This window comes from Nocardia sp. NPDC005978 (genome assembly GCF_040614455.1).
In the GTDB taxonomy this organism is placed as follows: Bacteria; Actinomycetota; Actinomycetes; order Mycobacteriales; family Mycobacteriaceae; genus Nocardia.
Genome location: NZ_JBEXUS010000009.1, coordinates 97273 through 110308, shown reverse-complemented (window position 1 = coordinate 110308; position 13036 = coordinate 97273). Strand labels below are relative to the sequence as shown.

Genomic DNA, 13036 nt, shown 5'->3' with positions numbered 1-13036 from the left:
GAACCCGCGCAGAACCAACTAGAGGTCTTTTTGTACGGCCTGCAACATACCGCGTGAGCTGGGTAACGGCAATTCGAGCAACTCGTTGTACATGACTCCGAATGCAGCCGCGCGCAACGTCTTTCGCATATCGAAATGAGCGGGTAGGGTGGCCGCGCGTAAGCTGTTTCTGAAAATCGCTGGTCACCCGCTCGGGTCGTCCGGCGTGTCGAAGGCGGCCTTCTCAGTCGCCTCTCAGTCGCTGTGGGCAGACTGGAGCCCATGCGCATTCTGGTAGTCGACGACGACCGCGCGGTCCGGGAATCGCTGCGTCGTTCATTGACCTTCAACGGCTACACCGTCGAGCTCGCCGTCGACGGGCTCGACGCCCTCGAGAAGACCGCCAGTCAGCGCCCCGACGCTCTGGTCCTGGACGTGATGATGCCGCGGATGGACGGCCTCGAGGTGTGCCGCCGGCTCCGCAGCACCGGCGACGATCTGCCGATTCTGGTACTCACAGCACGGGATTCGGTCTCCGAGCGCGTCGCGGGCCTGGACGCCGGGGCCGACGACTATCTGCCCAAGCCGTTCGCGCTCGAGGAATTGCTCGCCCGTTTGCGCGCGCTGCTGCGCCGCACCACGGTCGACAATTCCGAGGCCTCGGAGATGATGAGCTTCGCGGATCTGTCCCTGGATCCGGTGACGCGCGAAGTGTTGCGCGGCGATCGGCAGATCAGCCTGACGCGCACCGAATTCTCGCTCCTGGAAATGCTGATGGCCAATCCGCGCCGCGTGCTCACCCGCAGTCGCATTCTGGAAGAGGTGTGGGGCTACGACTTTCCGACCTCCGGCAACGCGCTCGAGGTGTACATCGGCTATCTGCGCCGCAAGACCGAGGCCGAAGGTGAGCCGCGACTCATCCACACCGTGCGCGGCGTCGGGTACGTGCTGCGCGAGACCCCGCCGTAGGAGCCGGATCCGTGGCTAGATCAGTGCCGCGGCGGCCCGTGGTCGCCGGACTCGCGCAACGGCCGGACGCCGACATGCGCCCACCGACCCCGCTCACGCGGTCGGTGTCGCTGCGCTGGCGGGTGACCCTGCTGGCCGCGTCCGTGGTGGCCGTGGCCGTCGCCTTCACCTCCATCGCCGCCTACGCGATGGTGGCCCGTTCGCTGTACGCGGATGTGGATTCGCAGCTGCGCGCCCGCGCGTCGCTGATGATCGACAACAACTTCGACAGCCTCGGCTTCCAGTCGATCGTGCTGGCGGGCCTCTACTCCAGCGACGTCGGCGTGGCGCTCATCTTCCCGGACCTGTCGCCGTACGTGCCGCCGCAGACCACCAATCCGCCCGTGGGCAGCCAGGAATTGGCGGTCGCGCGCGGGGAGATCGGCTTCTCGCTGCGCACCGTCGACAACCAGCGCGTGCTGGCCCGGCGCACGCATTCCGGTTCCACCCTGGTGGTCTCGCAGCGCCTGCAGCCCACCCGCGAGGTGCTGGACCGGCTGGCGTGGCTGCTGTTCGTGGTCGGCGGCTGCGGCGTCATGCTGGCCGCCGCGGCCGGAACAGCCGTGGGCCGCACCGGATTGCGGCCCATCGCCAGGCTCACCGCGGCCACCGAACGGGTGGCCCGCACCGACGACCTGACACCCATTCCGGTGACCGGTGACGACGAACTCGCCAGGCTCACCGAGAGTTTCAACACCATGCTGCGCGCGCTGGCCGAATCGCGGGAGCGTCAGCGGCGGCTGGTGGCCGACGCGGGCCACGAACTCAAGACCCCGCTCACCTCGCTGCGCACCAACATGGAACTGCTCATCGCCTCCTCCCGGCCCGGCGCCCCGCGCATCCCGGACGAGGACATGGCCGAACTGCGCTCGGACGTCATGGCGCAGATCGAGGAGTTGTCCACCCTGGTGGGCGATCTGGTGGATCTGGCGCGCGAGGACGCCCCCGACACCGTCTACGAACAGGTCGACATCGGTGAGGTGGTCGAGCGGGCGCTGGAACGGGCCCGGCGGCGGCGCAGCGGCATCGAATTCGACGCCCAGCTGCGGCCCTGGTTCGTCTACGGCCACGAGGCCGGACTCGAACGCGCCATCCTCAACGTGCTCGACAACGCCGCCAAATGGAGCCCGGCCGGCAGCAGCGTGCAGGTGGCCATGCGCGAGAACGGCCGCGGCCTGCTCGAGCTCACCGTGGACGACGCCGGTTCCGGCATCCCGCCGAACGAGCGCGAACTGGTCTTCGAGCGTTTCTATCGCACCACCGCCTCGCGGTCCATGCCCGGCTCCGGCCTGGGCCTGGCCATCGTGAAGCAGGTGGTCACCAAGCACGGCGGCACCATCACCATCGACTCGTCCGAACGCGGCGGCGCTCTGATCCGTATCGTGCTACCCGGAGAAAGCGCACCGTTCGTGGGTACCGAAACCTAGCTCGCCGGCCGCGCGACCGGCATCTCCCGGAAAGCTCCGGAAAAAGCAAGCACGGTCTCAGTCCGCTCTCAGTCGTCACCGCCACGCTTGGCTACGAGACTCGAGGAGAAACGAGAAACATGACCGAGGATTCGCAGGACCCGCGGGGCACCGAGCCCACCTCCGGCGCGGACGCCGTGCCGAACTCCGGCGCGCAGGCCGTGCCGAACCCCGGCGCGCCGGGCGCGCACGATCCCGCCGGGCCCGCCGCGCCGCAGCCCGATCGGGCCGGTTTCGGCGGACAGGCGTCCTCGGCTCACGGCGGCGCCCCGGCGCCCGGTTCGGCCGAACCCGCCGGATCCGTTCCACCGCGCGACCCCTACGCCCGCCCCGTCGAGGGCGGGCACGACCGCTCGCAGCCGGGATACGCACCCGGCGGCCCCGCGGCCTCCGGCTACGCCGGGCACGGCTTCGGCGGCCCCGGAACCGGGCCGGGACAGCACGGCGGCACAGTCGGCCAGTCGGGAGGCGTTGCGGGACATACCGGTTCGTTCGCGGCCTACCCGAACGCGCCGCACGGCGCGCAGCCCTACACCGGCGCCGGATACACGGCGGCGGCGAACGGCCCTGCCACCGAACAACTTCCGGCCGGCGGCTACGGCCCGGCATATGCGGCGTCGGGGGCCGGATACGGTCCGGCCGGATCGCACACCGAGCCGATGTTCGGCGGCCCCGGCGGCCCGATCGGCCCCGGCGGTCCCGGACAGCCCGGCGGGTATCCGGGCGGCCCGGCTCCCAAGCGGTCCGCGCGCACCGGCCTGGTGGCGGGCGCGGTCGCGCTGGCCCTGTTCAGCGGCGGCATCGGCGGTGCGGTCGGCGCGCTCGCCACCCGCTCGGACAACGGCGGCACCACGATCACCAATGCACTGGACGCCCCGCGTCAGGTCAACGAGGTGGCCAATGCCCCGGCCGGTTCGGTCCAGGCGGTGGCGCAGAAAGTGCTGCCCAGCGTGGTCATGATCCGCGTCCAGGGCAATCAGGCCGAGGGCGAGGGCTCGGGCGTGGTCCTGTCCACCGACGGCAAGATCCTCACCAACAACCACGTGGTCAGCGGTGCGGGCCCGAACGCGCGCATGGAGGTCGCCTTCAGCGACGGCAGCACCGCGCCCGCGACGCTCATCGGCGCGGACCCGGTCTCGGATCTGGCGGTCATCAAGGTGACGGACAAGAAGGGCCTGGTGCCCATCGAATTGGGCGCGTCGTCGAACCTGCAGGTCGGACAGTCCGTGGTGGCGATCGGCTCGCCGCTGGGCCTGGCGGGCACGGTGACCACCGGTATCGTCTCCGCGCTCAACCGGCCGGTGTCCACCAGCGGTGAGGCCAACTCGCAGGGCGCGGTCATCAACGCCGTGCAGACCGACGCGGCCATCAACCCCGGCAACTCCGGTGGCGCGCTGGTCGACATGAACGGCAAGCTGATCGGCATCAACACCGCCATCGCCACCCTGGGTGTCTCGGAGTCCGCGGGCGGCCAGAGTGGTTCCATCGGACTCGGATTCGCCATTCCGGTGGATCAGGCGCGGCGGGTGGCCGACGAGCTGATCAAGAACGGCCGCGCGACCTACGCCCAGATCGGCGTGAAGGTGCGCGGACAGGACGACGTCAACGGCGCACGGGTGCTCGAGGTGACCCCCGACGGCCCGGCGGCCAAGGCGGGTCTGCCCAACGGGGCCATCGTCACCAAACTCGATGACCAGGTGATCGATTCGGGCAACGCGCTCATCGCGGCGGTGCGGTCGCACCGGCCCGGCGACAAGGTCAAGGTGACGTACACCGACGAGCAGGGCAACAACCAGAAGACAGTCGAGCTCACCCTCGGCGAAGCAGCTGCGGAGGGCGGCCGATGATGCGACGTACAGACAACAAGAAATCCACCCCCGCGATCCGGGTGACACCCGACGGCGGCTGGGAGGTGTTGTCCGGCAATGGCGCAGTGCTCGATCGGGTGGCGGTGCTCGAGGGTGCGGCCCTGCTCGAAGGTGAGATGAACAAGACCGCGGCGATGTCCGTCCGGGGCGCTACGGTGAGCAGCATGGAAATCGATGCCGCTGTTGCGGGCCGTGCTCTTGTCGTGGTCGTCGACGACCGAACCGCACACGGCGGAGTGGATTCGCTGGGTCCGCTGGTGACCGAACTACTCACCGAGGCCGGGTTTCTGGTGGACGCCTCGGTCTCGGTGCAGGCCGACGAGGTCGACATCCGCAATGCGCTCAACACGGCCGTCATCGGCGGCGTCGACCTGGTGATCTCCGTCGGCGGCACGGGCATGTCGCCGCGCGATGTGACCCCGGAGGCGACCGAGGAGGTGCTGGATCGGGTGCTGCCCGGTATCAGTGAGGCACTGCGCGCCTCGGGCCTGTCCTCGGGCTCGCTGGACGCGGGTCTCTCGCGTGGGCTGGCCGGTGTGTCGGGCAGCACGCTGGTGGTGAACCTGCCGGGCTCGCGGGCCGCGATCCGCGACGGCATGGCGACCCTGGGCCCGCTGGCGAGCCGGGTCATCGATGAGCTCTCCGGTCTGGCGGAATGAGTTCGACGCCCGACAGCAATTCCGACGAACCCCGTCCGGCCGCGCGCCGGGCGGGGTCTCGCCGTCTGACGGCCGCCGATCGCGAGAAGCTGGCCCGCGTTTTCGGTGACGCCTTGCCCGCGACCACCAATGACGAACGCGCGCCGGAGCCCGAATCCGGTTCCTCCGGTGACGATTGGCTGCGCTCGCAGGTACCCCCGCACCACGGGTAATTCGTTTTTCGCATAACTCCGGGAATTGGAGTTCGAGAGCACTTCGCGACCGTGCTCACTCGCGAGCGACCGCACTCATAATTCCTCGTCCGCCGCTCGGCGGGCCCGAATCACGGTGTCCGTGATTCATTCCGTATTCGCATTAATCGATGCCGTTGCCACTCGATTGCTGTTGTGGCTATCGTCCCCGGCAATTTTAGAAAGTCGCTTGTCCAACACGTTTTCTCCAGCTGCTCGAGTTTTGCCCGGTTCGCCGTGTGCGCGGGTGGCCGGCTGCATCGCCGGCCGCCGGGGCGACATCGGTGGCGGCGCCGACGGTGCGGGTGGCGCGGAGGTCGGCAGCCGGCAAGCTCTCGGGCGCGCCCGCGCCGACGGTGGCAACTCTGACGTCGGACCCGGGGCGGGGCAGGGTCTTCCGCCTGCTCGATCGGGAAGCCGCACCGCGGTCACCCGCTGGGGGGCAGCCCTTCGGCCTCGGCTGATTCGTCCCGGCAAGCGGAACCCGAAGAGGCTCGGCGCGATTAGCGCCGGGCCTCTTTTGCTATTCATAGCCTTCCCGACATATGTGCGGGAAGGCCTGCATGTTGCACCGGATCCTCTTCTCTCACACCTCAAAGGCCAGAGCGGTGATGTAAAGTGCCCTGCGTCGCATCACATTAAGAATTTGTTAGCAGTAACACAGCGGCAACAATGTGGCGACAAACTTACCTGGGTTCGCGAGGACCCAATTCAGCCTCGGTGGTCGAGGCTGACGCTAGAAACCTGATGAGGGGAAGTATGAGCGAGAACCGGACCAACGGTCTTCGTCGCGGTGCCCGTATTGCGGGTGCAGGCGCGGCGGCGGCCGTGGCCATGGGACTTTTTTCCACTGGCGCCGCAAATGCCGATACCTTCGTACCGTTGCCGGACGGTCAGAAGGTCGCTCCGAGTGGAGCTGTCACCATCACCCGTACGGGCGAGCGCGCCATCATTTCGCCGTCGCTGTCCGCCAATGGCGCGGGCCGCGTCGTGTGGGTCAGCGGCAATGCGACCGCTGAAGTCACCGTCACTCCCGAAGGCGAAGTCGGCCCGAACAATGGACCCGCCAACGGGAATGGGTCCAACAACTCTTCCACCCACGGCGCGTCGCAGCTGAGCACCGGCTACATCGTCGGCTGCCAGGTCAGCATCGGCGAGGATGCCATCTCCGCGGGCGTGTCCGCCGGCGTCTCGCTGAGCGACGGCTCCATCGGTGGGTCCATCGGCATCAACCTCGGCCCGGGTGAAGTCAAGTTCGTGCAGATCGATTACAAGGACATCCTCAAGGCGGGCACCTACTCCGTCGAGTACCAGGATGCCGAGATCGGTATCGAAGGTTGCGCGGGTTACGCCCAGGCGCGGGCGTACACCGTCGTCGAGGTCATCGGCGACCACTACTCGAAGACCACCCTCTACGGTCAGCCGTTCAGCCTCGGCTGATAGTGGTCCTCCCCGCCAAATACTTTCTCGCGCAAGCGAACTCATACCCTGAGGGAAAAAGAGCATGAACCTCCGTAAGACCGTGGCACGGATGGCCGCGACCGGCGCTGTCGCGACCGCCGCCCTGGGCCTGTTCTCCACCGGCGCCGCCAACGCCGATACCTTCGTTCCGCTGCCGGGCGGCGAAATCGTCAAGACCCTGTCCGACGGCACCGTCGTCACCGTGAAGCTGGTCGGCGAGTCCGCCAACATCTCCGGTTCGATGGGCGCCACCCCCGTCCACCGCAACGCCTGGGTGTCGGCCTCGGCGCAGGTCGAGATCTCCGGCAACAACACCGATGTCGGCGGCAAGATCTTCCCCGGCTACCAGGTCGGTTGCCAGGTCAACATCGCCGGTGGCGGCGTGAGCGGCGACGCGTCGGCCGGTGTCACCTGGGAAGACGGCAGCCCGAGCGCGTCCGGTGGCGGCGGCGGCAACCTGACCCTGGGCCCCGGCCAGGCGAAGTCCTTCTACATCCTGGACATCGAAGAGGCCGACGACTTCGGTTCCGAGGCGCACAAGGTCCGCAACAAGTTCAGCGGTTCGAACGGTTCGGTCACCTGGGCCGACTCGACCATCGGCCTCAGCGGTTGCGGTGGCTACGCCCAGGCGCGTGCCTTCGTGAGCGTCGAGATCGAGACCGAGAACGTGGTCACCTGGATCACCCTGTGGGGCCAGCCTTTCAGCCTCGGCTGATCGGTCACCTCTGATCCGCGTTTTCATCAGCTGAACGGGCCCGGCGCATTTCGCGCCGGGCCCGTTCGCCGTCTCTATCCGGAATTCGAGAATGCTTGCCGGCGATCAGCTTTCGTGCCGGCCGCCGCCGGGGCCGTTCGCGCGATCCTCGGCGAGCAGATCCCGAATCTGATGCAGCAGATCGATTTCGGTGAGTGCGTCATCGGCATTGCCCCAGCGTGCCTTGGCCCGGGTGGCCGGAACCACCAGCACGAAGTACAACAGCGTCGCGATGATCAGGAAGTTGAGCCCCGCGGTGATGATGGGGCCGATCGCCACGAAGGTCGCCGGTTTGTCGGCGATCAATTGGAATCCGAGCCCGATGGGGTTGGTACCGCCGAACATCGCCAGCAGCGGATTGATCACGCCCTCGCTGAATGCGGTGACGATGGCGACGAATGCGGTGCCGAGCACCACCGCCACCGCCAGGTCGACGACATTGCCGCGTAGCAGAAACTCCTTGAAACCCTTGAGCATTGCCGAAAACTCCTCTGCGTGATGGGCGCGTGCGGCGGCCCGGTTAGCGAGTGTCGGACGGCTGGTCCGGGTGATGCGGGATGGGGTATTGCGGTATCGGAATGCTAGTTCACCCTGGGTCCGCGACCCCGGAAGCGAAGCGCCCAGGCGGGTCAGCGCACGACCACGGTGAGGGCGGTGCGCAGTGAGGCCGCGGCGATGACGGTGGCGTGCCGGGCGTCCAGGGCCACCAGCACCAGCGGCTCGTTACGCCCGCGCGCGCTCGGCCCGCCCCCGGCGGATCCGCCGGACACGAGCACGACCGCGGCGTCGGACGCCAGCAGCCGGGCGGGGCGGCCCGCGCCGCCGTTGTCCGCGGCGGCCACCACGTCGACCCGGTCGCCCGGGCGCAGTACCTCGGCAACGCCGTTGTCCGCCAAACGAATCGGAACGATGCGAGCATCGGGGGAACGGGCGGCCACCGTGGCCAGCCGGGGGCCGAGCACGCGCAGTTCGGTGAGAATCTCACCCGTCGTGACGCCGCCGCCGAGCGTGGATCCCACGAGCGCGCCCGGGTCGCGCAGCGTCCCCGCCGGCAGTCCGGCCGAATCGCGTGGCGCCCGCACCACGTCGTCCGCGCCGAGCACGTGGCCCGGCGGCAGTTCGCGGGCCGCGACCACGACCTCGGTGTGCCGCCCGCCGGGATCGGCCCGCAGGGCGAGTGCCGCGGCGAGCGCGAACAGTGCCGCCGCCGCGATCCGGCGGATCAGCACCCCGTCCGCCCACAGGGGGAGCCCGAGCTCGCCCGGCCATCCCGCGCGCAATCGATGCATGGCGAAAAGCCTAGGGGCGCCGGTGGTTACGGCCGCTCGTCCGAGGGCGTGCTGTGGATAACCGGGAGCCTGTGGACAACCTGTCCCGGAACCAGAAATCCCCGGCCGTCAGGGGCCGGGGATTCGGGAGAGCGCGGTGCGGTTCAGGCCGCGGAAGTGCTCGACGGGGTGCTGGGGGCGGCGGCGGTGCTCGCCGGGGCGCTGGGGGCGCTCGCCGTGCTCGAGCCACCGTCGGTGCTGGTCGAGGGCTTGGCGGGCTCGCTCGACGTGCTGCCGTTGCGGCTGTCGGTGCGGTAGAAGCCGCTGCCCTTGAAGACGATGCCGACCGAATTGAAGAGCTTGCGCAGCTTTCCGTTGCAGCGATCGCAAGTGGTCAGCGCGTCATCGGAGAAAGACTGCACGATGTCGAACTTGTTGTCGCACTCGGTACACGCATACGAGTAAGTTGGCATCGCAAATCCTCCACGGTCTCCGTCGGTCCAGCACTCTACAGACGACAGTGCCAACACTGCCAATCGGGTGTCAATTCCCGCCCGTGTCGCCCAGCCGCCGCAGCCCGCCGAACGGCGTGAGCGCCCAGCCCATGCGGTGGTCGTGCGCCTCTTCCGGCAGTTCGGCGACCACCTCGTCGTCGCGCACCACGGCCACGAGTCGCACGTCGGCCCGGCACGCGCCGAGGCTCCGATCGTAGTAACCGGCTCCCCGCCCCAGCCGCACCCCGCGCCGGTCCACCGCCACCGCGGGCACGAGCACGACCCGCGCCAGTCCGATCGCGTCCGGGATTCGGTCACCATTCGGCTCGCGCAACCCGAAACGCCCCCGGACCAGCCCCGCCGCCCCGGTGTATTCGGCCCACTCCAATGCCCCGGGATCCCCGGTGACCGGCAACAACACTCGCGCCCCGCCCGCTCGCAGCGCGTCCAGCATCGCCGCCGACCCCGGCTCCCCGCCCACCGGAACGTACGCGCAGATCCACGGGTCATCGGACCCCGCGCTGTTCCCGGCGATGGTGCCGCCGGCCGGCGCCGGTGGGATGGACGTGCTCGTCGATGTATTCCGGGCCGAGTCCCGGGGATCGGCTGCGCTCGGTGCCGCGACCGGCCCACTCGCGCCTCGGCACGCCAGCTCGAGCACCGCACCCATGCTCGCCGCGAGCCCGGCGGCCTCCCGATCCCGCTCGTCCGCCGCCACCCGCGCTCGCCGTCCGAGGATCTCCGCCCGCCACTCCTTCTTTCCCCACGCCCGCGCATCCACGCCCCCACGATAGGTGCGTGAACGAGGCGGTCGTCAACGTCTCGGCCACGGAAGGCGTGTTCGGCCGCGCGCAACGGCACCCCCTGCACCCGCTACACGCCACCGCCCGCCAGACGTGTCCGTGGCGGACACCGGCTGGGCGCACGCACCCCGGATGTCACCCGTCTCGTGTGTGGAGGGGTGGTGCCGTGTCCGGCGGTGCGACGGCTGGGAACGTGCCGCTGCCGCGGATACCGGTCCGGGCGTTCACGCGCCGGGGTGTCGCGAAGTGGGTCGTGTCCGGCGGACCACGTGCTGAGACCTGCGCCACTGCTTCGGAACTCGGCGGCCTTCACGATCCCGGGGTGGCATCGGGGCAGGTCGTGGCGTCGAGTGTTCGTGCGTCGGCGTGAGTTCGGAGGCGGCCGGCGCGGATCGGCGGCGGGATCCTCGGCATTCGGTCAATTGACGCGGCTCCGGGCGGGCGGGCATCCGCGGTGCGGATGGTGCCGAATCCCTGTCGACGGGCCGCGGCTGAAATCGGCTGGGAGAGAGCTTTTTCCGTGCGCCGCGTGTGGGGTGTTCGCGTGTTTCGGTGGGGTTGTCGGCCGCGGTGGCGGGCCGGGTCGCGATGCCGTGCCGAATCGGTCGTCCGGTGGGCGACAGAGGCCTTTCTCGTATCTCGACTGTGTCATTTTGCACGGTTTGTGTCATCGTCCAGCGGTTATCGCATGACAAAGGCGTTCGGTGGGCTCGGTTGCTCCGGGACCCTTAGGCTCTCGTGGATATCGGGACGGTTCGTGGCCGCCCCGGTGGGTGAGACGGATGGATAGGGTGAGTTCATGACGGCTATTGGCAGCGGGGCACCGGCGTGCTTCCGCACCGCGGTGGTGCCCGCGGCGGGGCTCGGTACGCGATTCCTGCCGGCGACCAAGACGGTGCCCAAGGAGCTGCTCCCCGTGGTGGACACCCCGGGCATCGAATTGGTCGCCGCGGAGGCCGCCGATTCCGGCGCGAGCCGGCTGGTGATCGTGACCTCGCCCGGAAAAGACGGCGTGGTAGCGCATTTCGTCGAGGATCTGGTGCTGGAGGGCACGCTCGAGGAGCGCGGCAAGTTCCACCTGCTCGAGAAGGTGCGCAAGGCCCCGGGCCTGCTGGACGTGACCTCGGTCGTGCAGGAGGAGCCGCTCGGCCTGGGGCACGCGGTGGCGCAGGCGGAATCGGCTCTGGACGCGGACGAGAGCGCGCTGGCCGTGCTGCTCCCCGATGATCTGGTGCTGCCCAGCGGCGTGCTGACGGTCATGGCACGGGTACGCGAGACCTACGGCGGTTCGGTGCTGTGCGCCATCGATGTGCCCAAGGACCAGGTCAGCGCGTACGGCGTCTTCGACGTCGAGCAGCTGCCCGGCTCGCCCGCCGATGTCCTCAAGGTCAACGGCATGGTGGAGAAGCCGGCCCTGGACGAGGCGCCCTCGACCTACGCGGCCGCCGGCCGATACCTGTTGGACCGGGCCATCTTCGACGCGCTGCGCCGGATCACCCCCGGCGCGGGCGGCGAACTGCAGCTGACCGACGCCATCGCGCTGCTGATCGCGGAGGGTCATCCCGTTCACGTCGTGGTGCACCGTGGGTCGCGGCACGATCTGGGCAACCCGGGCGGTTATCTTCGTGCAGCGGTCGATTTCGCTTTGGAACGAGAGGAATACGGTCCGGCGCTGCGCGAGTGGCTCGAGCATCGGCTCGGACCGGGCTGGAATCCGCAGCTCACCTCGTACGAGTGACAGCAGCCGGGACGGTGTGGGCAGTGCGCGATACCAGGGAAGGGCGGCATGCGCTCGGTTGAGGATCAGCAGATCAAGGTGACCGCGGCGGCTGTCGCGCCGCGGCCCGTCCGGGTCGCGATCTCGGAGGCCCAGGGCCTGCTGTGCGCCGAGGACGTGGTCACCGAGCGTCCGCTGCCCGGGTTCGATCAGGCCGCCATCGACGGTTACGCCGTACGCAGCGTGGATGTCGCCGCCGCGGGCGCGGATATCCGCGGTGAGGACGGCGAGGCCGTCGATCTGATGCTCCCCGTGGTGGGCGAGGTCGCGGCCGGTTCGCGCCAGCCCATTCGGCTGCAACCGCGCCAGACCGTGCGCGTGGACACCGGAGCCCCGCTGCCCACCCTGGCCGACGCGGTGCTGCCGCTCGATTTCACCGACGGCGGCCGCGCCAAGGTGAAGGTCTACGAGCCGGTGCGCTCGGGCGATTACGTGCGCCGCATCGGCGACGATGTGCAGCCCGGCGATCTCGCGGTGCGCGCGGGCACGATCATCGGCCCGGCCCAGGTGGGTCTGCTCGCGGCGGTCGGGCGGGACAAGGTGCTGGTGCATCCGCGCCCGAGACTGTCGGTGCTCTCGGTCGGCGGCGAACTGGTCGACATCGATCGCACGCCGGGTCCCGGTCAGGTCTACGACGTGAATTCCTACGCGCTGGCCGCCGCCGCGCGGGACGCGGGCGCCGATGTGAATCGGGTCGGCATCGTCAGCGGCGATGCCAAGCGGTTGCGCGATGTCGTGGAGGGGCAGCTCGTTCGCTCGGAGGTCGTGGTGATCGCGGGCGCGGTCGGCGGCTGGGCCTCGGAGCAGGTGCGCGAGGCCCTGGAAGGCCTGGGGGAGTTGGAGATCACGAGGGTGGCCATGCACCCGGGGTCGGTGCAGGGTTTCGGCCTGCTCGGCCGCGACGAGGTGCCGACCTTCCTGCTCCCGTCCAATCCCGTTGGCGCGCTTGTGGTTTTCGAGGTCATGGTGCGGCCGTTGATCCGCATCGCGCTGGGCCGCCGCCAGCCCATGCGGCGGGTGGTCCGGGCGCGCACGATTCTGCCGATCGCCTCCATTCCCGGTCGCCGGGGCTATCTGCGCGCGCAGCTCATGCGCGACGAGCAGACCGGCGACTATCTGGTGCAGCCGCTGGGCGGTCCCAACGGCGCGTCCTCGCATCTGCTGGCCACGATGGCCGAGGCCAACAGCCTCATCGTGATCGACCCGGATGTGACCGAGGTGCGCACCGGTGACGAGGTTCGGGTCGCTTTCCTCGCGCAGCGAGGCTGA

13 protein-coding genes are annotated in these 13036 nt (G+C 69.3%); 9 read left to right on the top strand and 4 right to left on the bottom strand.

Annotated elements, in window-relative coordinates; all coding sequences use genetic code 11:
• The first annotated feature begins 261 nt into the window (after positions 1-261).
• From ABZ319_RS06340 to ABZ319_RS06310, 7 genes are all read left to right on the top strand, one after another.
• Positions 262-948 carry a response regulator transcription factor gene (locus ABZ319_RS06340; protein WP_354985265.1) on the top strand — a complete coding sequence of 229 codons (687 nt, stop codon included), beginning with the start codon at positions 262-264 and terminating at the stop codon, positions 946-948.
• A 74-nt stretch (positions 949-1022) separates the two neighbouring features.
• The gene (locus ABZ319_RS06335; RefSeq protein WP_354985299.1) at positions 1023-2414 is read left to right on the top strand and encodes a HAMP domain-containing sensor histidine kinase; all 1392 of its coding nucleotides are present in this window, start codon (positions 1023-1025) and stop codon (positions 2412-2414) included.
• A 698-nt stretch (positions 2415-3112) separates the two neighbouring features.
• Entirely contained in the window at positions 3113-4300 is a 1188-nt protein-coding gene (locus ABZ319_RS06330; protein ID WP_354985298.1) for a trypsin-like peptidase domain-containing protein, read from the top strand.
• A 137-nt stretch (positions 4301-4437) separates the two neighbouring features.
• Positions 4438-4980 carry a MogA/MoaB family molybdenum cofactor biosynthesis protein gene (locus tag ABZ319_RS06325; RefSeq protein WP_354985297.1) on the top strand — a complete coding sequence of 181 codons (543 nt, stop codon included), beginning with the start codon at positions 4438-4440 and terminating at the stop codon, positions 4978-4980.
• Positions 4977-5192: a hypothetical protein gene (locus ABZ319_RS06320; RefSeq protein ID WP_354985264.1), complete on the top strand. Its 216-nt coding sequence runs from the start codon at positions 4977-4979 to the stop codon at positions 5190-5192. The genes ABZ319_RS06325 and ABZ319_RS06320 overlap by 4 nt, the downstream gene beginning before the upstream one ends.
• Positions 5193-5969: 777 nt before the next feature.
• A complete protein-coding gene (locus tag ABZ319_RS06315; protein ID WP_354985263.1) occupies positions 5970-6650 on the top strand; it encodes an MspA family porin in 681 nt (226 codons plus the stop codon).
• 64 nt (positions 6651-6714) lie between these two features.
• The gene (locus ABZ319_RS06310) at positions 6715-7386 is read left to right on the top strand and encodes an MspA family porin (RefSeq protein ID WP_354985262.1); all 672 of its coding nucleotides are present in this window, start codon (positions 6715-6717) and stop codon (positions 7384-7386) included.
• A gap of 105 nt (positions 7387-7491) precedes the next feature.
• Here ABZ319_RS06310 and mscL read toward each other — a convergent pair whose 3' ends face one another.
• From mscL to ABZ319_RS06290, 4 genes are all read right to left on the bottom strand, one after another.
• The gene (gene mscL, locus ABZ319_RS06305) at positions 7492-7902 is read right to left on the bottom strand and encodes a large conductance mechanosensitive channel protein MscL (protein WP_354985261.1); all 411 of its coding nucleotides are present in this window, start codon (positions 7900-7902) and stop codon (positions 7492-7494) included.
• Positions 7903-8054: 152 nt separating this feature from the next.
• Positions 8055-8714, bottom strand: a complete 660-nt coding sequence (locus ABZ319_RS06300) for an RcpC/CpaB family pilus assembly protein (RefSeq protein WP_354985260.1) — start codon at positions 8712-8714, stop codon at positions 8055-8057.
• Positions 8715-8857: 143 nt separating this feature from the next.
• Positions 8858-9166, bottom strand: a complete 309-nt coding sequence (locus tag ABZ319_RS06295; RefSeq protein ID WP_354985259.1) for an FmdB family zinc ribbon protein — start codon at positions 9164-9166, stop codon at positions 8858-8860.
• Positions 9167-9236: 70 nt separating this feature from the next.
• Complete coding sequence (locus tag ABZ319_RS06290) at positions 9237-9968, bottom strand: 5-formyltetrahydrofolate cyclo-ligase (protein ID WP_354985258.1); 732 nt, start codon at positions 9966-9968, stop codon at positions 9237-9239.
• Between the two features lie 821 nt (positions 9969-10789).
• Between ABZ319_RS06290 and ABZ319_RS06285 the strand changes: the two genes are divergently transcribed.
• Both ABZ319_RS06285 and glp read left to right on the top strand, forming a co-directional pair.
• Complete coding sequence (locus ABZ319_RS06285; protein ID WP_354985257.1) at positions 10790-11728, top strand: UTP--glucose-1-phosphate uridylyltransferase; 939 nt, start codon at positions 10790-10792, stop codon at positions 11726-11728.
• Between the two features lie 48 nt (positions 11729-11776).
• Positions 11777-13036: a gephyrin-like molybdotransferase Glp gene (gene glp / locus ABZ319_RS06280; protein WP_354985256.1), complete on the top strand. Its 1260-nt coding sequence runs from the start codon at positions 11777-11779 to the stop codon at positions 13034-13036.

Bases quoted from the DNA above. Each gene is read 5' to 3' on its own strand.
- ABZ319_RS06340 (WP_354985265.1), top strand. From the start codon at position 262: ATGCGCATTCTGGTAGTCGACGACGACCGCGCGGTCCGGGAATCGCTG.
- ABZ319_RS06335 (WP_354985299.1), top strand. From the start codon at position 1,023: ATGCGCCCACCGACCCCGCTCACGCGGTCGGTGTCGCTGCGCTGGCGG.
- ABZ319_RS06330 (WP_354985298.1), top strand. From the start codon at position 3,113: ATGTTCGGCGGCCCCGGCGGCCCGATCGGCCCCGGCGGTCCCGGACAG.
- ABZ319_RS06325 (WP_354985297.1), top strand. From the start codon at position 4,438: ATGAACAAGACCGCGGCGATGTCCGTCCGGGGCGCTACGGTGAGCAGC.
- ABZ319_RS06320 (WP_354985264.1), top strand. From the start codon at position 4,977: ATGAGTTCGACGCCCGACAGCAATTCCGACGAACCCCGTCCGGCCGCG.
- ABZ319_RS06315 (WP_354985263.1), top strand. From the start codon at position 5,970: ATGAGCGAGAACCGGACCAACGGTCTTCGTCGCGGTGCCCGTATTGCG.
- ABZ319_RS06310 (WP_354985262.1), top strand. From the start codon at position 6,715: ATGAACCTCCGTAAGACCGTGGCACGGATGGCCGCGACCGGCGCTGTC.
- mscL (WP_354985261.1), bottom strand. From the start codon at position 7,902: ATGCTCAAGGGTTTCAAGGAGTTTCTGCTACGCGGCAATGTCGTCGAC.
- ABZ319_RS06300 (WP_354985260.1), bottom strand. From the start codon at position 8,714: ATGCATCGATTGCGCGCGGGATGGCCGGGCGAGCTCGGGCTCCCCCTG.
- ABZ319_RS06295 (WP_354985259.1), bottom strand. From the start codon at position 9,166: ATGCCAACTTACTCGTATGCGTGTACCGAGTGCGACAACAAGTTCGAC.
- ABZ319_RS06285 (WP_354985257.1), top strand. From the start codon at position 10,790: ATGACGGCTATTGGCAGCGGGGCACCGGCGTGCTTCCGCACCGCGGTG.
- glp (WP_354985256.1), top strand. From the start codon at position 11,777: ATGCGCTCGGTTGAGGATCAGCAGATCAAGGTGACCGCGGCGGCTGTC.